The organism is Kaistia nematophila, assembly GCF_026343855.1.
Classification (GTDB): domain Bacteria; phylum Pseudomonadota; class Alphaproteobacteria; order Rhizobiales; family Kaistiaceae; genus Kaistia; species Kaistia nematophila.
Genome location: NZ_JAPKNK010000007.1, coordinates 82517 through 104056 on the forward strand (window position 1 = coordinate 82517; position 21540 = coordinate 104056).

Annotated in this window: 22 protein-coding genes; 11 read left to right on the top strand and 11 right to left on the bottom strand. The window is 68.1% G+C overall.

Features of this window, described 5'->3' with window-relative positions:
* The first annotated feature begins 108 nt into the window (after window positions 1-108).
* The 6 genes from OSH07_RS16415 to lpxK all read left to right on the top strand — a co-directional run bounded on the left by OSH07_RS16415 (window position 109) and on the right by lpxK (window position 5713).
* Entirely contained in the window at window positions 109-1452 is a 1344-nt protein-coding gene (locus tag OSH07_RS16415) for a TldD/PmbA family protein (protein ID WP_266339763.1), read from the top strand.
* A gap of 4 nt (window positions 1453-1456) precedes the next feature.
* On the top strand, window positions 1457-2269 hold the full coding sequence (locus OSH07_RS16420; RefSeq protein ID WP_266339764.1) for a 3'(2'),5'-bisphosphate nucleotidase CysQ: 813 nt from the start codon (window positions 1457-1459) through the stop codon (window positions 2267-2269).
* Window positions 2270-2306: 37 nt separating this feature from the next.
* Window positions 2307-2543, top strand: a complete 237-nt coding sequence (locus OSH07_RS16425; protein ID WP_266339765.1) for a DUF4170 domain-containing protein — start codon at window positions 2307-2309, stop codon at window positions 2541-2543.
* Window positions 2544-2623: 80 nt separating this feature from the next.
* Window positions 2624-3364 carry a lysophospholipid acyltransferase family protein gene (locus OSH07_RS16430; RefSeq protein ID WP_266339766.1) on the top strand — a complete coding sequence of 247 codons (741 nt, stop codon included), beginning with the start codon at window positions 2624-2626 and terminating at the stop codon, window positions 3362-3364.
* Window positions 3357-4700 (top strand): 3-deoxy-D-manno-octulosonic acid transferase, encoded by a 1344-nt coding sequence (locus OSH07_RS16435; protein ID WP_266339767.1) that lies wholly within the window; start codon window positions 3357-3359, stop codon window positions 4698-4700. The genes OSH07_RS16430 and OSH07_RS16435 overlap by 8 nt, the downstream gene beginning before the upstream one ends.
* Window positions 4697-5713 carry a tetraacyldisaccharide 4'-kinase gene (gene lpxK / locus OSH07_RS16440; RefSeq protein WP_266339768.1) on the top strand — a complete coding sequence of 339 codons (1017 nt, stop codon included), beginning with the start codon at window positions 4697-4699 and terminating at the stop codon, window positions 5711-5713. Before OSH07_RS16435 ends, lpxK begins: the two co-directional genes overlap by 4 nt.
* A gap of 151 nt (window positions 5714-5864) precedes the next feature.
* Here lpxK and OSH07_RS16445 read toward each other — a convergent pair whose 3' ends face one another.
* Window positions 5865-6089, bottom strand: a complete 225-nt coding sequence (locus OSH07_RS16445; protein ID WP_266339947.1) for a DUF2093 domain-containing protein — start codon at window positions 6087-6089, stop codon at window positions 5865-5867.
* A 307-nt stretch (window positions 6090-6396) separates the two neighbouring features.
* A complete protein-coding gene (gene mutL / locus OSH07_RS16450) occupies window positions 6397-8229 on the bottom strand; it encodes a DNA mismatch repair endonuclease MutL (protein ID WP_266339769.1) in 1833 nt (610 codons plus the stop codon).
* Window positions 8230-8440: 211 nt separating this feature from the next.
* Here mutL and OSH07_RS16455 point away from each other — a divergent pair, with 211 nt between their 5' ends.
* On the top strand, window positions 8441-8908 hold the full coding sequence (locus tag OSH07_RS16455; protein ID WP_266339770.1) for a hypothetical protein: 468 nt from the start codon (window positions 8441-8443) through the stop codon (window positions 8906-8908).
* Between the two features lie 6 nt (window positions 8909-8914).
* Here the strand turns inward: OSH07_RS16455 and OSH07_RS16460 are convergent, their stop codons facing one another.
* Window positions 8915-9139: an alkylphosphonate utilization protein gene (locus OSH07_RS16460; RefSeq protein ID WP_266339771.1), complete on the bottom strand. Its 225-nt coding sequence runs from the start codon at window positions 9137-9139 to the stop codon at window positions 8915-8917.
* A gap of 71 nt (window positions 9140-9210) precedes the next feature.
* Window positions 9211-10473 carry a phosphoribosylamine--glycine ligase gene (gene purD, locus OSH07_RS16465; RefSeq protein WP_266339948.1) on the bottom strand — a complete coding sequence of 421 codons (1263 nt, stop codon included), beginning with the start codon at window positions 10471-10473 and terminating at the stop codon, window positions 9211-9213.
* A gap of 212 nt (window positions 10474-10685) precedes the next feature.
* Between purD and ubiA the strand changes: the two genes are divergently transcribed.
* Entirely contained in the window at window positions 10686-11621 is a 936-nt protein-coding gene (gene ubiA, locus OSH07_RS16470; protein WP_266339772.1) for a 4-hydroxybenzoate octaprenyltransferase, read from the top strand.
* A gap of 133 nt (window positions 11622-11754) precedes the next feature.
* The gene (locus tag OSH07_RS16475) at window positions 11755-12780 is read left to right on the top strand and encodes a methyltransferase (RefSeq protein WP_266339773.1); all 1026 of its coding nucleotides are present in this window, start codon (window positions 11755-11757) and stop codon (window positions 12778-12780) included.
* Window positions 12781-12861: 81 nt separating this feature from the next.
* On the opposite strand, the gene OSH07_RS16480 is transcribed toward OSH07_RS16475, so the two are convergent.
* The 3 genes from OSH07_RS16480 to OSH07_RS16490 form a co-directional block, all read right to left on the bottom strand.
* Window positions 12862-13446, bottom strand: a complete 585-nt coding sequence (locus OSH07_RS16480; protein ID WP_266339774.1) for a DUF6101 family protein — start codon at window positions 13444-13446, stop codon at window positions 12862-12864.
* A gap of 547 nt (window positions 13447-13993) precedes the next feature.
* Window positions 13994-15421, bottom strand: a complete 1428-nt coding sequence (locus tag OSH07_RS16485) for an FAD-binding oxidoreductase (protein WP_266339775.1) — start codon at window positions 15419-15421, stop codon at window positions 13994-13996.
* A gap of 229 nt (window positions 15422-15650) precedes the next feature.
* Complete coding sequence (locus OSH07_RS16490; RefSeq protein WP_266339776.1) at window positions 15651-17282, bottom strand: DUF3300 domain-containing protein; 1632 nt, start codon at window positions 17280-17282, stop codon at window positions 15651-15653.
* 316 nt (window positions 17283-17598) lie between these two features.
* Between OSH07_RS16490 and fabI the strand changes: the two genes are divergently transcribed.
* Both fabI and OSH07_RS16500 read left to right on the top strand, forming a co-directional pair.
* The gene (gene fabI / locus OSH07_RS16495) at window positions 17599-18417 is read left to right on the top strand and encodes an enoyl-ACP reductase FabI (RefSeq protein ID WP_266339777.1); all 819 of its coding nucleotides are present in this window, start codon (window positions 17599-17601) and stop codon (window positions 18415-18417) included.
* 22 nt (window positions 18418-18439) lie between these two features.
* Window positions 18440-19018, top strand: a complete 579-nt coding sequence (locus OSH07_RS16500) for a histidine phosphatase family protein (RefSeq protein WP_266339778.1) — start codon at window positions 18440-18442, stop codon at window positions 19016-19018.
* A 207-nt stretch (window positions 19019-19225) separates the two neighbouring features.
* Here OSH07_RS16500 and OSH07_RS16505 read toward each other — a convergent pair whose 3' ends face one another.
* The 4 genes from OSH07_RS16505 to OSH07_RS16520 all read right to left on the bottom strand — a co-directional run bounded on the left by OSH07_RS16505 (window position 19226) and on the right by OSH07_RS16520 (window position 21326).
* The gene (locus OSH07_RS16505) at window positions 19226-19498 is read right to left on the bottom strand and encodes a DUF1344 domain-containing protein (RefSeq protein ID WP_266339779.1); all 273 of its coding nucleotides are present in this window, start codon (window positions 19496-19498) and stop codon (window positions 19226-19228) included.
* A 174-nt stretch (window positions 19499-19672) separates the two neighbouring features.
* Window positions 19673-19945: a DUF1344 domain-containing protein gene (locus tag OSH07_RS16510; protein ID WP_266339780.1), complete on the bottom strand. Its 273-nt coding sequence runs from the start codon at window positions 19943-19945 to the stop codon at window positions 19673-19675.
* A gap of 176 nt (window positions 19946-20121) precedes the next feature.
* Entirely contained in the window at window positions 20122-20379 is a 258-nt protein-coding gene (locus tag OSH07_RS16515) for a DUF1344 domain-containing protein (RefSeq protein ID WP_266339781.1), read from the bottom strand.
* Between the two features lie 692 nt (window positions 20380-21071).
* Window positions 21072-21326: a DUF1344 domain-containing protein gene (locus OSH07_RS16520; protein WP_266339782.1), complete on the bottom strand. Its 255-nt coding sequence runs from the start codon at window positions 21324-21326 to the stop codon at window positions 21072-21074.
* Window positions 21327-21540: the final 214 nt, after the last annotated feature.

Genomic DNA, 21540 nt, shown 5'->3' on the forward strand with positions numbered 1-21540 from the left:
AAGGTTGCGGCGCCGCGAATTGCCCGTGCGCCCAGGCGGCGACACGTCGTCGCCGGGGTTGTCCGCCCCGCCTTCCATCCCTACTAAAGGGAGCAACGGAGAAGAGCCATGACCGCGCTGCCTGATCAGTCCCGCCTCGTTGAAACCGCCGCCGAGCTCGTCGAGGCCGCGAAGCGGGCCGGCGCGGATGCCGCCGACGCCGTCGCCTTCCGGCGGGTCGGCCTTTCCGTCGATATCCGCAACGGCGCCGTCGAGGAGACGAGCCGCTCGGAGGGCGACGAGTTGGCGCTCCGCGTCTTTGTCGGCGGCCGCCATGCCAGCGTCTCGACCAACGGCCTGTCGCCTGCCGACGAGCTGGCGGTCCGCGCCGTCGCCATGGCGAAGGTCGCGCCGGAGGACCGCTTCGCCGGGCTGGCGCCTGTCGACCGGCTGGCGCGCAGCTTCCCCGAGCTCGACCTGCTCGATCCCGTCGCGCCGTCCTCTGAGGATCTGATCGACCGCGCGATGCGGGCCGAACAGGCGGCGCTGGCCGTGCCCGGCATCGCCAAGTCGGGCGGCACCTCGGCCGGATGGTCGCTTTCCGGCGCCGTGCTGGTGACCTCTCATGGTTTTTCCGGCGCCTATATGGGCTCGCGCCACGGCGTCTCGGCCACCGCCATCGCCGGTGAAGGCACCGGCATGGAGCGCGACTATGACAGTGTCTCGAAGATCCATGCGGGTGACCTGCCGGACCCGGCCGAGATCGGCCGCAGGGCGGCCGAGCGCGCCGTGCGGCGGTTGAACCCGGCCCAGATGCCGACCGGCCCGGCCACCGTCGTCTACGATCCGCGCGTCGCCGTCAGCCTGCTCGGCCATCTCTCCGGCGCCGTCAACGGCAGCTCGATCGCCCGTAAGTCGAGCTTCCTGCAGAAGGCGCTTGGCGAGGCGGTGTTCGCGCCCGGCATTCGCATCACCGACGATCCGCTGCGCGTGCGCGGGCTCGCCTCGCGCCCGTTCGACGGCGAGGGCGTCGCCGCCGAGGCGTTCGATCTCGTCACCGACGGTGTGCTGCAGCGCTGGTTCCTGGACAGCGGCACGGCGCGCGAGCTCGGGCTCGAAACCAATGGCCGCGCCGTCGGCGGCGGCAGCAATCCGCATCCGAGCGCCACCAACCTGACGCTTTTGCCGGGCGAGAGGACTCCAGAACAGCTGATCGCCGACATCGGCGAGGGGCTGTATGTCACCGAGCTGATCGGCCATGGCGCCAATGGCGTGACCGGCGACTACAGCCGCGGCGCCAGCGGCTATCGCATCCGCGGCGGCAAGCTGGCCGAAGCGGTGAGCGAGATCACCATCGCCGGCAACATGCGCGAAATGTTCCGTCGGCTCGTCGTCGCCAACGACCTCGAATACCGCTACGCCTTCAATTCGCCGACCGTCGCGATCGAGGGCATGATGATTGCCGGGCGCTGAGGCCGTGGCGGACAGGGCCGCCGATCTGGCGCTGTTGGTCGAGGCGGCGCAGGAGGCGGGGCGGATCGCGCTCGGCTATTTCGGCCGCGATCCGAAGGTGTGGATCAAGGGCGCCAATTCTCCCGTCACCGAGGCCGATCTCGCCGCCAACCATGCGCTGCACGCGACGCTGACGGCGGCGCGGCCGGACTATGGTTGGCTGTCGGAGGAAAGCGCCGACACGCCGGACCGGCTGGGCCGCCGCCGCCTTTTCGTCGTCGATCCGATCGATGGCACGCGCGGCTTTATCGAGGGCAATCGCGACTGGTGCGTTTCCGTCGCGCTGGTCGAGGATGGCGCGTCGGTCGCCGCTGTCCTGTTCGTGCCGGCCCGCGACGAATTGTTCGCGGCGACGGCGGGGGAGGGCGCCAGCCTTAATGGCGAGGCGATCCGCGTCAGCGGCCGCACGGCGCTCGAAGGGGCCCGTATCGCCGGGCCCGCGCGCCATTTGCGCGCCATGGCGGCGCATGGCATGGACGCGGCCGAGCGCCGCTTCACGCCCTCGCTCGCCTATCGTTTCGCGCTGGTCGCATGCGGCCGTGTGGACGTCGCCACGGCACGTCCCGGCGCCTATGATTGGGATCTTGCGGCAGTGGACCTTTTGGTGCAGGAAGCAGGCGGAACGCTGCGCGATCTCGAGGGCGCGCCGCTTCGTTTCAATGGCGCGACGCCGCGCCATCCGGCCCTGATCGCCTCGACGCCCGGGCTCGCTTCGGCGACCACGGCCATCATCGTTGAAGCCGAGGCCGCGCAGGCCTCGGGGCAGGGCGCGCCCTAGGCGCGCATCATCGGTTTGGACAAGGAGACGCCGGCATATGAGTGGTTCGGACAAGCAGCTGCTGCATCTGGTGTTCGGCGGAGAGCTGAGCGCGGTGGGGACGATGGAGTTCACCGACCTGTCAAAGCTCGACATCGTCGGCATCTATCCCAACTACAAGACCGCCTATGACGCCTGGAAGCAGGCCGCGCAGAGCTCGGTCGACAGCGCCCAGACGCGCTACTTCATCGTCCATCTGCACCGGTTGCTCGATCCCGACGCGACGGCGGGCTGAGAAACGCCTCTGCGCCACGGCGCGGCTGGCGGAAAACGGAACCGCCGCGCTCGCGTCGGCTGGAAGGGATTGAACGTATTTTGGCGAATTCCCAGGCCAAGAGGCGCGACAAGCGCCCCAGCCTCCTCAAGCGGATTGGAACGTCGGACCAGGTCACGCGGCTGGCCGGACGGACAGCGGCCGCCTATCTGCGCTTCGTCCGCCGCACCAGCACGCTCGAATTCGAGCCGAGCGATCCCTACGAGTTCTTCGGTCACCTGCTGCCGGGCATCGTCGCCATGTGGCACGGCCAGCACCTGATGGTGCCGTTCATCCGCCGCGAAGGCCATGACGTCCGCGTCATGATCTCCAAGCATCGGGACGGCGAGATCAACGCCATCGCCGCCGAAAGCCTCGGCCTCGGCACGGTGCGCGCCTCGGCGGCGCGCTCCGCCAATCGCGTGATCGAGAAGGGCGGCCTGCGCGGCTTCCTGGAGATGAAGGCGGCGCTGGCCCAGGGCGCGACCGTCGCCATGACGGCCGATCTCTCCAACCAGAAATCGCGCCGCGCCGGGCCGGGCATCGTCATGCTGGCGCGCGCCTCCGGCCGGCCGATCGTGCCGGTCGCGGTGGCGACCAGCCGCCACTTCGTCGTCAAGAACTGGGACCGCACCACGGTCAATCTGCCCTTCAGCAAGGGCATATGCGTCTTCGGCGGGCCGATCTATGTCCCGGCCGATGCCGATGACACGGTCATCGAGCAGAAGCGCCTGGAACTCGAGAACGAGCTCAACCGCGTCACCGAACGGGCCTATCAGCGCGTCGGCAGGTCGCATGTCTGAGCGCAGGGGAGCCGCGCTAGCCGCCTATCGCCTTGCCGGTTACGCCGCTTTGCCGCTGGTTCCGCTGCTGCTCGCCTATCGCACCACCAAGGGCAAGGAAGATCGAGCCCGCCGCCACGAGCGCTATGGCCGCGGCACGCTGAACCGCCCGGCCGGTGCGCTGGTCTGGATCCATGCCGCCAGCGTCGGCGAGACCAACGCCGTGCTGCCGCTCGTGCGACGGATCGTGGAGGAGGGCGTCAACGTCCTGTTCACCACGATCACGGTGACGAGCGCGGCGGTGGCGGCGCATCGCCTGCCGCGTGGCGCCTTCCACCAATATGCGCCGGTCGACATCGCGCCCTTCGTCAGCCGCTTCCTCGACCACTGGAAGCCGGACCTCGCCATCTCGGTCGAAAGCGAGATCTGGCCGACCAAGATGGACTGCCTCGTCGCCCGCGCCATCCCGCACATCTTCGTCAACGCCCGCATGTCCGAGCGCTCGTTCAAGCGCTGGGCCAAGATCGAGGCGGGCAAAAGCGGCCTGTTCGGCAAGGTGACGATGTCGCTGGCGCAGAGCGAGGGCGACGGCGAGCGCCTCTCCGCCCTCGGCGTCCGCCGGGTGCGCGTCACCGGCAATCTGAAATTCGACGTGCCGCCGCCGCATGCGACGCCCGAGATGGTCGAGGCGATGCGCGGCGCCGTCGAGGGCAGGGCGGTGTTCGTCGCCTCGTCGACGCATGAGGGCGAGGAAGAGGTCATCGCCGCGGCGCATCGCGTGCTGCGTCACCGGCGGCCCGAACTGCTCACCATCCTCGTGCCGCGCCACCCGGTGCGCGGCCCGGCGATCCGCGACATGCTCGTCGCCAAGGGCTTCGACGTGGCGCTGCGCAGCGCCGGCGAGCCGATCACCGCCGCTACCGATATCTATCTCGCCGACACGCTTGGCGAACTCGGCATCTTCTACCGGCTCGCGCCGATCGCCTTCATCGGCGGCACGCTGGTGCCGGTCGGCGGCCACAATCCGATCGAGGCGGCGCAGCTCAACGTCGCGATCCTGCACGGTCCGCATGTCCACAACGCCACCGACATCTATGCGGCGCTCGACCGCACCGGCCGTGCCGAGGTGATCCGCAGCTCCGAGCAGCTCGCCAAGGTGCTCGACGACCTTTTCGCCGATCCCAACGCCATGCGCCGGCGCGCCACCAAGGCGGCCGAGGCGCTGGCGCCCTTCACCGGCGCGCTCGACGCGACGATGCGGGCGCTGGTGCCCTATCTGGAGCCGCTGGCGATCGCCGCGCGGCTGCAGGATCGCGAGCCACCCGCCTCCGCCGGCCGGACGGGGCGGTCGCGATGATCCGCCCGCCGCACTTCTGGTCGCTGCAGCGGCTTTCGGTGCCGGCGCTGCTGCTCGCGCCGGTCGCCGGCCTCTATGGCTGGGTTGCCGGCCGCCGCATGCGGCAGAAGCCGAAGGCGACCGCCGCCGTGCCCGTCATCTGCGTCGGCAATTACGTCGTCGGCGGCGCCGGCAAGACGCCGACGGCGCTCGCGCTGGCGCGGATCGCCCGCGCGCAGGGGCTCAATCCCGGTTTCCTGACCCGCGGCTATGGCGGCACCACGCGCGAGCCGCTGGTGGTCGATCCCGACCAGCACGATGCCGCCCGCGTCGGCGACGAGGCGCTGCTGCTGGCCGAGGCCGGGCCTGTCGTGATCTCGCCCGATCGGCCGGCGGCGCTGCCGCTGCTCGCGAGCCAGGGCGTCGACCTGATCATCATGGATGACGGCTTCCAGAACCCGTCGCTGCGCAAGGATCTGTCACTGATCGTCGTCGATGGAGCCGCCGGTGTCGGCAATGGCCGTGTCTTTCCGGCCGGGCCGCTGCGCGCGCCGCTGAGGACCCAGATCATCCGCACCGACGCCGTCATCGTGGTCGGCGACGGCAAGCCGGGCGACCGCATGGTGCGGCGGGTGTCGCGCGCCGGCAAGGTGGTGCTGAAGGCGAGGCTGGAGCCGGCGGCGATCCGGGTCTGGGGCCCGCGCTCCTTCCTCGCCTTCGCCGGCATCGGCCGGCCGGAGAAGTTCTTCAACACGCTCGACGCGGCCGGCGTGCCGCTCACCGACGTGAAGGGATTTCCCGACCATCACGCCTATACGGCCGAGGATGCGCGCAAGCTCATCGCCCGCGCCGAGGCGGACAAGCTGGACCTGATCACGACGAGCAAGGATTACGTCCGCCTTGCGCGCAAGGACGGCGACCTCGCCGCGCTGCGCGCCCGCACCAAGGTGTTCGAGGTGCGGATGCATTTCGAGAACGAGGCGCGCGTCGCCACGCTGATCGCCGACGTCGTCCGCCGGGTCGCGACGCGGTAGAGCGTTTTCGAGCGAAGTGGATGCCGGTTCGCGTGAAGAAAACGCGATCAAGCAAAGAGCTAGATCTGTTCGGCGTTTCCGTGAAACGCTGAAATGATCTAGTCACGCGGAACCGGGCCGCGAAGCGCGGCTCGGGTCGATCGGAAATGGCTCAGCGCCAGGTCAGGCCGAGCTGCTTGTGGCGGGCGAGGCAGGTGGCCGGATCCACATAGGCTTCCTGGTGCGCGACGTTCCAGTATTTGAGTTCGTCGAGCGGAATCACGGCGCCGGTCACCGCGCAGCGCACGAACGCGCCCGGGGACAGGATCTGGTAATCGCCATCGAGATAACGAATGCGCGCTTCGCCGCCGCGCCCGGCTGGATCAATACGGTTCATGAGCGGGAATATCGTGCGGATCGCGGTCATGTGCAACAGCGCCGAATGCCGCTCGACGCTTGCGCGACGGATTTATTGGCCGGCCATCTCAATCATCATCCTGAGGTGCCCGGCGGAGCCGGGCCTCGAAGGAGGCTCCAGGGAACGCTCCAAGGCGATCGCAATTTGAGATCTAGGGAAAGCCGGAGTGCCTCGCTGGACCCTCCTTCGAGGCTTCGCTGACGCGAAGCGCCTCAGGATGATGGGGCAGGCAGGACCGGGAGCCGTGAAAGGTCCTGTCCGGGATGACGGGGGCGGCGCTTTGCGCCTACCGCCGCCCGAACAGGCGCTCGATGTCGGCGAGCTTCAGTTCGACATAGGTCGGGCGGCCGTGGTTGCACTGGCCGGAGCCGGGCGTCGCTTCCATCTCGCGCAGCAGCGCATCCATTTCCTCCGCCCGCAGCCTTCGGCCGGAGCGGACCGAGCCGTGGCAGGCCATGGTTGCCGCCACATGGTCGAGCTTTTCGCGCAGGCGCGTGGTGTCGTCCCACTCGGCGAGGTCGTCGGCGAGATCGATGAGCAGCGAGCGGGTATCGAGTTCGCCAAGCAGGGCCGGCGTCTCGCGCACCGCCACCGCGCCGGGACCGAAGCTCTCGATCGCGAGGCCCAGTTCGGCCAGCTCGTCGGCGCGCTTCAGGAGCCGCGCCACGTCATCCTCCGGCAGGTCGATGACGTCAGGGATCAGCAGGATCTGCCGCGCCACGCCGGAACGCGCCAATGCCGTCTTCAGCCGCTCATAGACAAGGCGTTCATGCGCCGCATGCTGGTCGACGATGACGATGCCGTGGTCGGTCTGGGCGATGATGTAGTTTTCATGCACCTGCGCGCGGGCGGCGCCGAGCGGCCGGTCGGTCGGGTCATTGGCGGCGACGACATTGGCGCGCGCATCGGCCGAAGGCTGGCTCACCGCCGCGAAGGCCGGCTGGGCCGCCTCGTTGAACTCACGCGCGGGAGCAGGTGTGTTCGCCCAGTCGCGCCAGGAGGGGGCGGCGGCCGCGTTGCCGAAGGATGGCATCGGCGCCGAGGGGCGCCATGCCGTCGAGGCGGGCGGCGCACCGGTGCGGAAGGCGGCGATGGTGGCGCCGCCACCCGTCGTCGCCGAGCGGTGGCCGGCCTGGTGGATGGCGTTGCGCAGCGCGCCGACGATCAGGCCGCGCACCAGGCCCGGATCGCGGAAGCGCACGTCGGACTTGGCCGGGTGGACGTTGACGTCGACGCCATGCGGCTCCAGGTCGATCCGGAGCGCCGCCACCGGATGGCGGTCCCGCGACATCACGTCGGCATAACCGGCCCTGAGCGCGCCCACCAGCAGCTTGTCGCGCACCGGGCGGCCATTGACGAATAGGAACTGCTGCAGGCCGTTGGCGCGGTTATAGGTCGGCAGCCCGGCATAGCCGGAGAGATGCACGCCCTCGCGGGTCGCGTCGATCGCCAGCGAATTGTCGACGAAGTCCTGGCCGAGGATCTGGCCGAGTCGCTCGACGAAGGGCTCGTCGCCATGCGCGACGGGATAGTCGATGGCGCCGCGGTCGCTGCCGGTCAGCGAGAAGCGCACTTCCGGATGCGCCATGGCGAGGCGCTTGACGATGTCGGTGATGGCGCTCGCCTCGGCGCGCTCGCCCTTCAGGAATTTGAGCCGCGCCGGCGTCGAGAAGAACAGGTCGGTGACCTCGACCCGCGTGCCGGAATTGAGGCCGGCCGGGCGCGGCGGATGCACCAGCCCGCCCTCGACGACGATCTCCCAGCCATGCGGCTCGCTGGCATGGCGCGAGGCGATCGAAAGCCGCGCGACGGAGCCGATCGAGGCCAGCGCCTCGCCGCGAAAGCCGAGCGTGCGGATGTCGAGCAGGTCGTCGGTGAGCTTCGAGGTGCAGTGGCGATCGATGGCGAGGCCGAGATCGTCATGCGTCATGCCGCCGCCATCGTCGGTGACGCGGATCAGCGAGGCGCCGCCGCCGGCCGTGACGATCTCGACGCGCTTCGCGCCGGCGTCGATGGCGTTCTCGACCAGTTCCTTGACGACGCTCGCCGGCCGCTCGACCACCTCGCCGGCGGCGATGCGGTTGATCATGTCTTCGGTCAGGCGGCGGACGGTGGTCATGGCGATCAATCTGGCTGTTGGCCGGCGATCCTGCCGGATTCGGGCGGATGAGGGAAGCGGAGCGGGGAGGACGGCCGTGGACAGGCGTCAGGGGGCAGCTCGACCAATCGCAAAGATTTGATCATCTCGGCGAACGTCGGCAAGTCCGGCCTGCGCTATGCCTTGGAAGCCGGGCAGGATCTCGACGGCGATGTGCGACGGGGGAACGTGCATGTCGATCTCAGGTGCGGATCTCGCCGCGGCGATCGATCAGCTCTCCAAGGCCGACCTCCGGAAGGCGGACCCGTTCCGGCCCTGCCTCAACTTCCTGATCGGTCATTTCACCTTCACGCTCGCCATCCTCGCGGCGGCGCTCGCCTCGCTGCCGAAGAAGAGCGAGGAACTGGCGCCGGGCGTGGCGGCGGCGATCGGCGGCGTGCTCGCCTGGATGGCGATCTCTGCGCTCGTCGCCAGCGTGGTGACGCTCCTGGTGCAGTTCCTGAAGACCCGCTACATCCGACAGAATATCCTCGGGCTCCATCCGGAACCCTGGACCAATCTGGCGCTGGTCCTCTGCGTGCTGCCGTTGCTGCCGGGCGCCGTCGCCGTGTTCTTCTGCCTGAGGGTCGGGACGGCCTTGCTGCCGAAGGCGAGCCTGCTTCCTTCGCTCGGCGACGCGCTGCGCAGCCTGCTGTTCTGACCCGCCTCAGGCCTTCTTGACGAACTCGGCCCGGAGCACGAGCCCCTTCACCTGCTTGGTGTTGCACTCGAACGTGTCTGTATCGTCGGTCAGGCGGATGTTCTTGACGACGGTGCCGCGCTTGATCGTCTCCGACGTGCCCTTGACCTTCAGGTCCTTGATCAGCGTGACGGAATCGCCGTCCTTCAACTGCGTGCCGTTGCTGTCGCGCACGATGATTTCGTCCGACATTTCTGTTTCCTGGCTGTTTTCTCACCTCTCTCTCAGGGAGAGGTGAAGAGGATGTTCCGCTTCAAATGGCTTCAGACGGCGCGCCAGCCGATGTCGCGGCGGGAGAAGCCGTCCGGCCAGTCGATGGTGTCGACCGCCTGGTAGGCGCGCTTCTGCGCCTCGGCGACGGTCGCGCCGAGCGCCGTCACGTTGAGGACGCGGCCGCCATTGGCGACCAGCCTGCCTTCAGCGAGTGCCGTGCCGGCCTGGAACACCTTGGTGTCGGGAAGCGCATCGGCTGCCTCGATGCCGGCGATCGGCGTGCCCTTCGCGTAGTCGCCCGGATAGCCCTTCGCCGCCATGACGACCGTGAGGGCGGCTTCCGGCCGCCAGCGCGTCTCAACGCCGTCGAGCTTGCCTTCGGCGGCTGCGAGCAGCAGGTCGAGCAGATCGCTCTCCAGCCGCATCATCAGAACCTGGCATTCCGGGTCGCCGAAGCGGACATTGTATTCGATCAGCTCCGGCCCCTTGGCCGTGATCATCAGCCCGGCGAACAGCACGCCCTTGAACGGGGCGCCGCGCGCCGCCATCGCCTTCATGGTCGGGCGGATGATCTCGGCCATGGTCCGCTCGATCATCGCCTCGGTCATGACCGGGGCGGGAGAATAGGCGCCCATGCCGCCGGTGTTCGGACCGGTGTCGCCGTCGCCGACGCGCTTGTGGTCCTGAGCGGTGGCGAGCGGCACGGCGTGGACGCCGTCGCAGACGGCGAAGAAGCTCGCTTCCTCGCCGATCAGGCATTCTTCCACCACTACCTCGGCACCGGCCGAGCCGAAGGCGCCGTCGAAGCAGGCTTCGATCGCCGCGTGCGCCTCTTCCAGCGTCTCCGCCACGACAACGCCCTTGCCGGCGGCGATGCCATCCGCCTTGACGACGATCGGCGCGCCCATCCTCGTCGCGTAGTCGCGCGCGGGGGCGGCCTCGGTGAAGCGCTGGTATGCGGCGGTCGGGATATCAGCCTCGGCGCAGAGATCCTTGGTGTAGCCTTTCGAGCCTTCGAGGCGGGCCGCCTCCTGGCTCGGGCCGAACACCCTGATGCCGGCCCGCTCGAGCGCATCGGCGAGGCCGGCCACCAGCGGCGCCTCCGGGCCGACGACGACGAAGTCGATCATGTTGTGGCGGCAGAACGTGATGACGGCATCATGATCGAACGGATCGAGCCGGACCAGTTCGGCGAGCGCGCCGATGCCGGGATTGCCAGGCGCGGCATAGAGCCGGCCGAGCCGGGGCGATTTGCGCAAAGCCCAGGCCAAGGCATGCTCGCGGCCGCCCGATCCGATCAGGAGAATGTTGATGCGCGTCTCGGTCATGCTGGCAGCCCGTCGTTGAAAGCGGTGCGCGGCGCTTAGCAAGCAGGGGCTCGCTTGTCGAATCCGGAATCAGCCGGAAGCCGTCTTGGCGAGCAATTCGGCGCCATGGCGACGAAGAGGCGCAAGCGCGGGCTTGGCGCTGGTTTCGAACTGGCGGTATGACAACGCGAGAACCCGCGAGCCGGAAGAGAGACCGCATGTCCCCGATCAGCCTCAGTTCAGGAACCGTCGCCGATGCCGACCGGGGCAACTGGGTCGATCGCCATGCGCCGGTCTGGCTCCGGCCCTATGCCCGGCTGGCGCGCTGGGACCGGCCGATCGGCTGGTGGCTCCTGCTTCTGCCGTGCTGGTGGTCGACTGCGCTCGCCAGCAACGTCGCCGGCGCGACCTGGCCCAATATCGGCCACCTGATCCTGTTCCTGGTCGGCTCCGTGGCCATGCGCGGCGCCGGCTGCACTTATAACGACATCGTCGACCGCGAGCTCGACGCCGGCGTCGCCCGCACCCGTTCGCGGCCGATCCCGAGCGGCCAGGTCCGCGTCCGCGACGCCAAGATCTTCCTCGTCCTGCAGGCGTTTGTCGGCCTCGCCGTGCTGCTTTCGCTGAACTGGTTCTCCGTCGTCCTCGGCATCAGTTCGCTGCTGGTCGTCGCCGCCTATCCGTTCATGAAGCGGATCACCGACTGGCCGCAGCTGGTGCTCGGCCTCGCCTTCTCGTGGGGCGCGCTGATGGGCTGGTCGGCCTGGTTTGGCAGCCTGGCGCTGGCGCCGGTCCTGCTCTATGCCGGCGGCGTGCTGTGGACGATCGGCTACGACACGATCTATGCGCTGCAGGACATCGAGGACGACAAGATCATGGGCGTGCGCTCGACCGCGCGCCTGTTCGGCAGCCGTGCGGCGCCGATCGTTGGCCTTCTCTACACCGGCGCCGTGCTGTTCTGGGCCGCCTCGTTCTGGGTGGCCGGCATCGGCTGGGTCGCCTGGCTCGGCCTCGCGCTGGTCGCGGCACAGTTCGCCTGGCAGGTCGCCACCGTCCGCCTCGACGACGAGGCGCTGGCGCTGCGCCTGTTCAAGTCCAACCGCACGGCGGGGTTGATCCTGTTTGCCGCGCTGGTGCTCGACGGCCTCATCTGACGCGCCGCCGGGCGCGGATAAGCTCTCACGAACACGTCATTTGAAGATGAACCGAAGCGGGCGCGCTATCGGGCGTCCATCCTTGCCTTCACGCGGAGACCATTCAAACAAATTCATTGGGGAGCGATAGCATATGTCTAGAGAAGCACTTGCATCCGTTTCCGAAATCAATCCCGAGCCGTTCATCGAAGCCGTTCTGGGCTTTCGCGATACGGCCGCGATCAAGGCGGCCATCGATCTCGACCTCTTCACCGCGCTCGCCGAGGGCGCGACCGAGCCGGCGGCGCTCGCCATCCGCACCGGCGCTTCCGAGCGCGGCCTGCGCATCCTCTGCGACTATCTCACATTGAAGGGATTTCTCGCGAAGGCCGACGGGCGCTATGCGCCGAGCCCCTCCAGCGCTGTCTTCCTCGACCGTCGCTCGCCCGCCTATATGGGCGGCGTCGCCGATTTCCTGGCGGCGCCGGAAATGATGGCGCTCTTTCTCGACGATCCGGTCTCCTATGTTCGGCATGGCGGCTCCCTCGGCCTCGCCAACATGGCGCCGGAAAACCCGATCTGGATCAAGTTCGCCAAGGCGATGGTGCCGCTGGTGCTTGGCAGCGCCCAGGGCGTCGCTGCCGAGGTCGCCACCTGGTCGCCGCCGCCGCGCCGCGTGCTCGACATCGCCGCCGGCCACGGCTTCTTCGGCATCTCGGTGGCGAAGGCGGTGCCCGGCGCCGCGATCGTCGCCGTCGACTGGCCCGACGTGGTGGCGCTCGCGGCCGAAAACGCGAAGGCGGCCGGCCTCGACGGACGCTATGCGACGCTCCCCGGCAGCGCCTTCGACGTCGACTGGGGCCGCGATTTCGATCTCGTGCTGCTGCCCAATTTCCTGCACCATTTCGACCACGACACCTGTGTGTCGCTGCTCGAGAAGGCGCGCGCCAGCCTGGCGCCGGGCGGCAGGGTGATCGCGGTCGAGCAGGTGCCGGACGCGGAGCGGATCTCGCCGCCCTGGCCGGCAGGTTTCGCCCTGATCATGCTGGCGACGACGCAGCGCGGCGACGCCTATACCGAGGCGGAGCTGGGAGACATGGCGCGTGACGCTGGCTTTTCCGGCGTCGCGCTGACGGCGCTGCCGCCGTCACCGGCGAGTCTGGTGCTCTTCGAAGCCTGAACCGGTGCTAAGAAAAGGGCGCCAGCCTGCGATGGCAGAGCGGCGCCCATTTGGTATTATTGGCAGCGGGCCTCGCCCGTCTCAGTCGCGGGCGATGATCTCGCGGCCGTAGAGCGTCTCGATTTCCTTGTAGAAGCCGGTCTTGCGGCGCTTCAGGAAGCGCGGACGGCGGCCCTTCAGCGCCGACGGCGCGCGGCGCGAGCTGGCCTGGCCGACGACGAGCGGGCCCAGCTGGTCGAGCGGCGCGCGAACCGTGCCGTCGCCATCGACGATCAGCAGCGGCAGGCCGAGCGCGCGGCCCCAGGCCTGCCAGTCGGCGGCGACGTCCTCGCCATCGCCGAGGTCCTCGACGACGACCAACGGCAGCGACATGGCGGGGTCGCGGTGCATCAGTTCGACCGTGGTGCGGATCGCGCCGGTTTCGGCGTCGCCGGACATGCGGACGGCAACGCCACGGAACGCGCTGACCGGCGTGGAAAGGGTGGTGGGGATGCCGCCGAGGCGGCGCTTCACGATCGCCATCTCGCGGTCGATATAGACGGCCGGCGTGGTGGCCGAGGCGGGGCCGGCGAGGGCGGCGGAGTAGCGGACCGGCAGCGCGAAAGGGTCGAGCCGCAGGTCGTTGCCACGGGCGCCATGGGCTGCCGAAACCGTTGCGTTTGCCATTGCCTTGCACTCCATCGCTGCTCGCTTCGGCCCGGTTAACAGGACCTTAAAGGGGTTGGCCCGGTGGACGGGGCCCGCTCTCTGTTGAAGCGACAATGCCATGCGATCCGCCATTTGGAGCTTAATAGGCATGGTTAACGGCCCGGCGATCGCGGGCAGGGTTAGCGGCCGGTGATCGAAGACGGTTGACGAAAACTTGCCGAAATGTGGCAGGCCGCCCGGCGATGGCGGTGCGCCGCCATTTGCGCCGGCGAGGGGACTTGAGGGCGTCGGTGGTGTGCTTGCCGAGGGGATGCAACGAAGGCGGGTCGATGGTGGCTGTCGCCCTGTGGGAAGAGCTTGCGCCCCTCGGCGCGCGTCAACTTTTGCGGCCGACCCGGTGTCCGGCATGTCAATATTTTGGCGCGCGGATCGCGACTTCGTCCGTTTGGCAAGGTGCTTTGGAAGCGCCCGCGCTGCCATGACAGGACGCTCTGGCCAGCAAGTCCCTCACCCAACCTTCTCCCGCGCGCGGGAGAGGGTTGGGTGAGGGACTACGGCGTCCGCCTCAGGGCCGCAGCATCTTGCCGGGGTTGAGGATGCCGTTCGGGTCGAGCGCCTGCTTGATCGACTGCATCATCGCCATCGCGACCGGCCCCTTCGCCGCCGGCAGCAGGTCGCGCTTCAGGCGGCCGATGCCGTGCTCGGCAGAGATCGAGCCGTGATATCTGGCGACGATGCCGTGGATCAGCGCGTTGACCTCGTCCCAGCGGTCGAGGAAGGCCTGCTTGTCGGCGCCGACCGGCTGCGAAATGTTGAAATGGATGTTGCCGTCGCCGAGATGGCCGAACGGCACCGGCCGGCAACCCGGCACGAAGGCCTCGATCGCCGCGATCGCCTCGTCGAGGAAGGCGGGCACGCTGGCGACCGGCACGGAGACGTCGTGCTTGATCGAGCCGCCTTCCGGCTTCTGCGCTTCCGACATGCCGTGCCGCATCCGCCAGAACGTGCTCCGTTCGGCGAGAGACTGGGCGATGCTGGCATCGGCGACGACGCCGTCCTCGAAGGCGGTGGCGAGGATGTCCTCGATGGCGCTCCGCGCCGCCTCGTCGGAATGGCCGGACGAGATCTCCACCAGCGCATACCAGGGCGCCGTCGTGCCGACCGGCTCGCGCGAGCCGGGGATATGGCGCAGCACGAAATCGACGCCGATCCGCGGCATCAGCTCGAAGCCGGTCAGGTCATGGCCGGCGCGATCGCGCGCGAGATTGAACAGGGCGAGCGCGGCGGCGGGGTCGGCCAGCGCCGCGAAGGCGACCGCCTGGCCCTTCGGCCGCGGATAGAGCTTCAGCACGGCGGCGGTGACGATGCCGAGCGTGCCTTCGCCGCCGATGAAGAGTTGCTTCAGGTCGTAGCCCGTATTGTCCTTGCGCAGCGCGCCGAGGCCTTCCCAGACCCGGCCGTCGGCGAGCACCACCTCGAGGCCGAGCACGAGGTCGCGCGTGTTGCCATAGGCGAGCACGGCAGTGCCGCCGGCGTTTGTCGAGATGTTGCCGCCGATCCGGCAGGAGCCCTCCGAGCCGAGCGACAGCGGAAACAGCCGGTCCGCCGCCTCGGCGGCGTTCTGCACGTCGGCGAGGATCGCGCCGGCCTCCGCCGTCAGCGAATAGCCTTCGGGGTCGACGGCGCGGATCCGCGTCATCCGGTCGAGCGAGAGGACGATCTCGCTGCCGCTGCCGTCCGGCACCTGGCCGCCGACCAGGCCGGTATTGCCGCTCTGCGGCACGATCGCCGTCCGCGTCTCATTGGCGAGCGCGAGGATGGCGGAGACCTCCGCCACCGAGCCGGGGCGCAGCACCAGCGGCGTCTCGCCGAGATATTTGTCGCGCCATTCCATCCGGTAGGGCTTTGTCGCTTCCGGATCGGTGAGGGCGGCGGCGGGGCCGACGAGGGCGGCGAAGCGGGCGAGGAGCTCGGGCGTGGGGCGGTTCAACATGATGGCGATTCGATCCTTGCTTGCGGCAAGTCCTTGCCACGCGGGAGAGGATACCCGCCCCTGGGCCGCCGCCGGAAGCCGGAAGAAGGCAAAAAAACGCCGGCCTGCGGGGAGCCGGCCGGCGAGAGCAGTTCGATTGTCGGCTTGCGGGCTGTCTTGGCGACGCGATCGTCGGCTCCCGGAGCAGGGAGGGTGGCGCGAGGATCGCGCCACCCGTCTTCGTCAGCCGCTAGCGGCAGTTGTTCTGGCCGGGCCGGCAGTTGCGGTTGCGATTGTGCTGCTGCGGCCGGTTGCGGTTCTGGTTGTGCTGCCGGGCGCGCTGCTGCGGACGCGCATTCTGGCCGGGCCGCTGCTGCGGACGGGCGTTCTGCGACGGCCGCTGTTGCGGGCGAGCATTCTGGTTCGGCCGCTGCTGCGGACGAGCGTTCTGGTTCGGCCGCTGTTGCGGGCGGGCATTCTGCGACGGCCGCTGCTGCGGACGGGCATTCTGGCTGGGCCGCTGTTGTGGACGGGCGTTCTCCGGACGCGACGGACGGGTCGTCTCCGGCCGGTTGGGCCGGTTCGGACGGTTCTCGGCGCCGGGACGACCGGTCTCGGGCCGGTTCGGTCGCGTGCCGGCGGGACGCTCGGGCCGGTTCGGGCGACCAGCCTCGCTGCCGGGACGCTCGGGACGCGCGTTCGGCCGGTTTGGACGACCGGTTTCCGTGCCGGGGCGTTCAGGCCGGTTCGGCCGTCCGGTCTCGGTTCCCGGCCGGTTCGGGCGGCCGTTCTCCGTGCCGGGACGGTTCGGGCGATTATTGTCGCCCGGACGGCCAGGACGATTGTTGTTGTCGCCGGGGCGACCCGGGCGATTGTTGTCGCCGGGACGACCGGGACGGTTGTTGTCGCCGGGACGGCCATTGTCGGGGCGACCGGGCCGGTTCGGCCGGTCGGGGCGGTTCGGACGTTCCGGCTGCCAGGCGCCCGGCGGACGCGGCCGGTGCGGCGGGCCGGGACGCCAGCCGGGTGCGCCGTGCCAATGGTGGGTGACCCAGACATTGTTCCAGCCGCGATTGTTCCAGCCCCAGCTATTGTTCCAGGCCGAGCCGACCAGGACGGCCGTGCCGAAGATCAGCGCGCCGGTGGCGGCGGTCGTGAACACGTCGGTGGAATTGTAGACCGGGACATAGATGCGCTCCGGCTGGGCCGGGGCGATCGAGATCACGCGCGGTGCGCTCGACGTTGCTTCCTGGACGGTGACGACCTGCTGCGGCGTCGTCTTGAGATTGCCGAGCTTCTCCGCCTGCGCGCGCAGCAGCTGGATGACGGTGGTGACGTCCTCGGGCTGGCGGTCGAAGGCGAAGCCGAGCGATTCGGTCCAGTCCTCGTGATCGACGAGCATCTCGATCACGTCCGGGAAGCGCAGCAGCGCCACGACCGGAGCGTCGAGGCCGAGCTTCTCGGCCTCGGCGAAGTCGCCCGCTTCGGCCGCCTTCGGATTGGCGTTGAGCCAGTCCTCGGCCTTGATCAGCTGGTCGAACGGCGACGTGCTCGCCGACAGCACCAGCGACAGCAGCGGATCGGGATAGAGCGCGATCGGGCCGAGCAGATACTGCAGGTCGGTGACGGTATAGAGATCCGCCGCGTCGTCGGGCGTGGCCGCCGCCTGGGCCTGCGCCGCTCCTGGCACCTTGTCGGGCAGGGCGGGCGCCGCGGCTGGGGCTTCCTCGGCCGGGGCCGGGGTTGAGTCGGATTGCGCCTGCTTGACCGGGGGCGTCAGCGTTTCGGCGAGAACCGGATAGATGGTGGTCGACCAGCCGAAGACGGCGGCGACCGCCAGGCGGGAATAATTGCCTGTTCCAAACCAGGACTTTTCTTTCACTCGTGACTTCACGGCATGGGCCCTCCTGTCGGCCTTACTGCATGCATAGGTGGCACGTCTCCGCCGTTTCAGGAAGCGAGTCCGGCCGGATCGAAGGCGGATGGTTAAATTCGAGACACCAGGGAGAGCCGTGGGATGATTCGCATATCGATCTGTGGATTGGCCAGTTTCGCCCTGTTCCAATTCGATCGGGACCCGCATTCCGCGACAGACGTACATCGAGTGTGATGGGCAACGGCTTGCATCGGCTTGAAGCGCACGGGACCGTATGCGATAGGAGGCGCGCCTCCGGACGCACGAAGAGGAAATAATAGGCATGATCGAAGCAGGCGGTTTGATGAAGGGTAAGCGCGGCCTCGTGCTGGGCGTCGCGAACAACCGGTCGATCGCCTGGGGAATTGCCAAGGCCGCCCACGACCACGGCGCCGAACTGGCTTTTACCTACCAGGGCGATGCGCTGAAGAAGCGCGTGGAGCCGCTTGCGGCTGAACTCGGCGCACTTGTCGTCGGACATTGCGACGTCACCGACGCCGCCTCGATCGACGCGGTCTTCGCCGAAGTCGAGAAGCAGTGGGGCAAGCTCGACTTCCTCGTGCATGCGATCGGCTTCTCCGACAAGGACGAGCTGACCGGCCGCTTTGTCGACACCACAGAAGGCAATTTCAGCAAGACGATGCTGATCTCCGTCTATTCGCTGACGGCCGTGACCCAGCGCGCCGAGAAGCTGATGACGGATGGCGGCTCGATCCTGACGCTGACCTACTATGGCGCCGAGAAGGTGATGCCGAACTACAACGTCATGGGCGTCGCCAAGGCCGCGCTCGAGGCGAGCGTTCAGTATCTCGCCGTCGACCTCGGCCCGAAGAACATCCGCGTCAACGCGATTTCCGCCGGCCCGATCAAGACGTTGGCCGCCTCGGGCATCGGCGATTTCCGCTACATCCTGAAGTGGAACGAGTACAACGCGCCGCTGCGCCGCACGGTCACGACGGAAGAGGTCGGCGATTCCGGCGTCTACTTCCTGTCGGATCTCTCGCGCGCCGTGACGGGCGAAGTGCACCACGTCGATTCGGGCTACCATGTCGTCGGCATGAAGGCCGTCGACGCGCCCGACATCTCCGTCATCAAGGACTAGCCCGGGCCTCGCGGAGCACGCCGTGCCGACCATTGTTTTCATCCGGCACGGCGAGACCGACTGGAACGCCGAAGGGCGCTTCCAGGGCCAGCGCGACATACCGCTCAATGCGCGCGGCCGCGGCCAGGCGCAGCGCAATGGCCGCGTCCTCGCCGAGAAGATGCCGCAGACGGTCGATTTCGATTTCGTCGCGAGTCCGCTCGAGCGCACCCGCCAGACCATGGAGATCGCCCGCGGCGCCATGGGGCTGGACCCTTCCGCCTATCGCCTCGACCCGATTCTGAAGGAAATCACCTTCGGCCGCTGGGAAGGCTATACAGCCCCGGAACTGATGCTGCGCTGGCCGGAACTGGTCGCCGCGCGCGACGTCGACAAATGGGGCTTTCAGCCGCCGGCGGGCGAAAGCTACGCCATGCTCTCGGTCCGGATTGGCGCCTGGCTGGCCGGGGTGGTCAAGGACACGGTCGTCGTCTCGCATGGCGGCGTCTGCCGGGTGCTGCGCGGCCTCCTGCTCGGCCTCGATACAAGCCAGACCCCCAATCTCGACGTGCCGCAGGACCGGATCTTCGTCTGGGACGGTCGCGAGGCCGCCTGGCTCTGATTGCCGCGCCGGCGTCGCCGGCCGCGATCCCTCATCCTCCATCCCGATAGGTTTTTGCGCGTTCCGTCCCCGCAGGGGCCGGCGCGTGAGCGGGGGGCCCTCGGGCGGCGGTGATGAGGCCGGCCCTCGGACGTCGCCCCCACAAACGAAAACGACGCCCGTGGGCGTCGTTGGGTAGTTCCGTCAGGGAGGGGAGAAAGACCCCGATCAGCCCTTGCTGTTGTCGGCGCGGGCGGGGTTCGCCGTGAACGCGCCGAGACCTTCGCTGCCATTGTGGCTGACGCCGACGGCCTGGCCCGGATAGATGCCGAGCAGCTGCTTGCCATTGGCGAACTGGAAGGTCTGGCCGCCCTGCAGCGTCAGCGTGCCGGTCGAGGCGTTGACGCTGGTGACTGTGCCCTGGGTCTGCTCGGCAGCGAAGGCGGTGGCGCCCGTGGCGAGGAAAGCGACAGAGGCGGCGGCGAGGATGAGATTACGCATTTTCTTGAATCCTGGTCGAACCGGGTTCGACATGGTTGTGCCCGTTTTCGGGAGGGCAATTCCCATCGCCTGTCCGGGGGGGGTGAACAGGCGGGTGGCTGAGAGGGTGGCCGGCTTGCCGGACACCCGCTCGGTGGTCAGTTCGTCCTGTCGGGAGGCGAGGCTCCCGGAGGATCAGCCGTTGCTGTTGTCAGCGCGGGCGCGGCTCGGGTTGAAGGCGCCGAGGCCTTCCGAACCCTGGTGAGCGACGCCGACGGTCTGGCCCGGCAGGATGCCGAGCAGCTGCTTGCCGTTCGAGAAGGTGAAGGTCTGGCCGTCCTGGAGCGTCAGCGTGCCGGTCGAGGCATTGACGCTGGTGACGGTGCCTTCGGTCTGCTCGGCGGCCATGGCGGCAGCGCCCGAAGCGAGGAAAGCGACCGAAGCGGCGGCGAGGATGAGATTGCGCATTGTAAGTCTCCTGGTCGAACCCTTGTTCGACATGGTTGTGCCCGTTCGGGGGAGGGCAATTCCCGCCCGCCGGGGGGGGGAGAACCGGCGGGAAGTGCAGGCCGGCCCGGTTGGGGGAGCCGGATGTCGGCCTGCGGTCAGTTCAGGTCAGGTAGAGATGAGATCGCGACAGGCGATCAGTCGTTGGCGGGCTTCGGGTTGTAGGCGCCGAGGCCCTCGCTGCCGTTGTGGCTGACGCCGACGGCCTGGCCCGGCAGGATGCCGTAGAGCTGCGCGCCGTTGGCGAACTGGAAGGACTGGCCGTCCTGGAGCGTCAGCGTGCCGGTCGTGGCATTGACGCTGATGACGGTACCTTCGGTCTGTTCAGCCGCGATTGCGGCAGCGCCGGAGGCGAGGAAAGCTGCAGAGGCAGCGGCAATAATAAGGTTACGCATCTTTTTCTTCTCCTGGTCGATATCGGATCGACCTCATTGCGGCGGCGGCCCCGGTTTCGGTGGGGCGGTTCGTTCATCCCGTCGCCGATGAGCTGTATTTGATCCCCGGCAGCCGATTTTGCAAGCGGGAGAATTTTTTGCATTCGGGCCGATTTGACCCTGGCATTCCTGCATTCGAATACATAATCGGCAAATTTTGGATCTAAATTCCATACTCTCCCGATTTATTGGAATGAGATTCGAATTGTCTGGCGGATTGTTCACTGTTCCTAACGGCACTGTTCGAAAAATAGCGATGCTTATTGTTATCAAAGCTCATCAATTTCGGTCTGGCAGCAAGGGCAGTGGTGCGCCGGCTTGGGAATCGTCGCCAGGCCCAGCCAATCTGACAGCATAAAATCGTGTTGCTGATTGTTGCTGAAGCTTCTGATCTGGAAATCGCTAAAGCAAGTCCGGGCAGGGGAACTCGTCCGGGCGCTATGCCCCGGAGGGGCTGCTGCGATCTGGCGCGGTGGCGCCGCGAGTCGGGCCATGCCGGCTGGCCGGCCGGCGGGCGGGTATCCCGCGGCAGGGCGGGTGGGAGCGGTCGCGCGGGAAGAACGACGCAAAAAAGAAAACGACGTCCGGAGGGGGCGGACGTCGTTTTCGGGAGGTCAGGTATGTCCGGTCGAGATGGGGCCGGTTGCTGGCGCTTAGTTGGCCGGGTTCGGGTTGAACGCGCCGAGGCCCTGGGCGCCGTTGTGGCTCACGCCGACCGTCTGGCCCGGCAGGATGCCGTAGAGCTGAGCGCCATTGGCGAAGTTGAAGGTCTGGCCGTCCTGCAGCGTCAGCGTGCCGCTCTTGGTGTTGACGCTGACAACCGTGCCTTCGGTCTGCTCGGCTGCGATGGCAGCGGCGCCAGAGGCGAGGAAAGCAACGGAAGCAGCTGCAATGATAAGACTACGCATCTTTTTTCTCCTGGTCGAATGGGGAATTCGACACCTTCTCGGTGGCGGCCCGAACCATGGGGCTGGTTCGCTTCACTCCGTCTCCGGTGAGCTGAATTTGGTAAGCCGGGCTAATGAATGCAAGTCGCAGATTTGTGATCTTGCCGCCGATTTAGCCTCTGGCATTCCAAAATCCGGTCAAGTTGACCGCAATATGGGCATTTTTTACGACAAT

Bases quoted from the DNA above. Each gene is read 5' to 3' on its own strand.
- OSH07_RS16415 (WP_266339763.1), top strand. From the start codon at position 109: ATGACCGCGCTGCCTGATCAGTCCCGCCTCGTTGAAACCGCCGCCGAG.
- OSH07_RS16425 (WP_266339765.1), top strand. From the start codon at position 2,307: ATGAGTGGTTCGGACAAGCAGCTGCTGCATCTGGTGTTCGGCGGAGAG.
- OSH07_RS16435 (WP_266339767.1), top strand. From the start codon at position 3,357: ATGTCTGAGCGCAGGGGAGCCGCGCTAGCCGCCTATCGCCTTGCCGGT.
- lpxK (WP_266339768.1), top strand. From the start codon at position 4,697: ATGATCCGCCCGCCGCACTTCTGGTCGCTGCAGCGGCTTTCGGTGCCG.
- OSH07_RS16445 (WP_266339947.1), bottom strand. From the start codon at position 6,089: ATGAACCGTATTGATCCAGCCGGGCGCGGCGGCGAAGCGCGCATTCGT.
- mutL (WP_266339769.1), bottom strand. From the start codon at position 8,229: ATGACCACCGTCCGCCGCCTGACCGAAGACATGATCAACCGCATCGCC.
- OSH07_RS16455 (WP_266339770.1), top strand. From the start codon at position 8,441: ATGTCGATCTCAGGTGCGGATCTCGCCGCGGCGATCGATCAGCTCTCC.
- OSH07_RS16460 (WP_266339771.1), bottom strand. From the start codon at position 9,139: ATGTCGGACGAAATCATCGTGCGCGACAGCAACGGCACGCAGTTGAAG.
- ubiA (WP_266339772.1), top strand. From the start codon at position 10,686: ATGTCCCCGATCAGCCTCAGTTCAGGAACCGTCGCCGATGCCGACCGG.
- OSH07_RS16475 (WP_266339773.1), top strand. From the start codon at position 11,755: ATGTCTAGAGAAGCACTTGCATCCGTTTCCGAAATCAATCCCGAGCCG.
- OSH07_RS16480 (WP_266339774.1), bottom strand. From the start codon at position 13,446: ATGGCAAACGCAACGGTTTCGGCAGCCCATGGCGCCCGTGGCAACGAC.
- OSH07_RS16485 (WP_266339775.1), bottom strand. From the start codon at position 15,421: ATGTTGAACCGCCCCACGCCCGAGCTCCTCGCCCGCTTCGCCGCCCTC.
- fabI (WP_266339777.1), top strand. From the start codon at position 17,599: ATGATCGAAGCAGGCGGTTTGATGAAGGGTAAGCGCGGCCTCGTGCTG.
- OSH07_RS16505 (WP_266339779.1), bottom strand. From the start codon at position 19,498: ATGCGTAATCTCATCCTCGCCGCCGCCTCTGTCGCTTTCCTCGCCACG.
- OSH07_RS16510 (WP_266339780.1), bottom strand. From the start codon at position 19,945: ATGCGCAATCTCATCCTCGCCGCCGCTTCGGTCGCTTTCCTCGCTTCG.
- OSH07_RS16515 (WP_266339781.1), bottom strand. From the start codon at position 20,379: ATGCGTAACCTTATTATTGCCGCTGCCTCTGCAGCTTTCCTCGCCTCC.
- OSH07_RS16520 (WP_266339782.1), bottom strand. From the start codon at position 21,326: ATGCGTAGTCTTATCATTGCAGCTGCTTCCGTTGCTTTCCTCGCCTCT.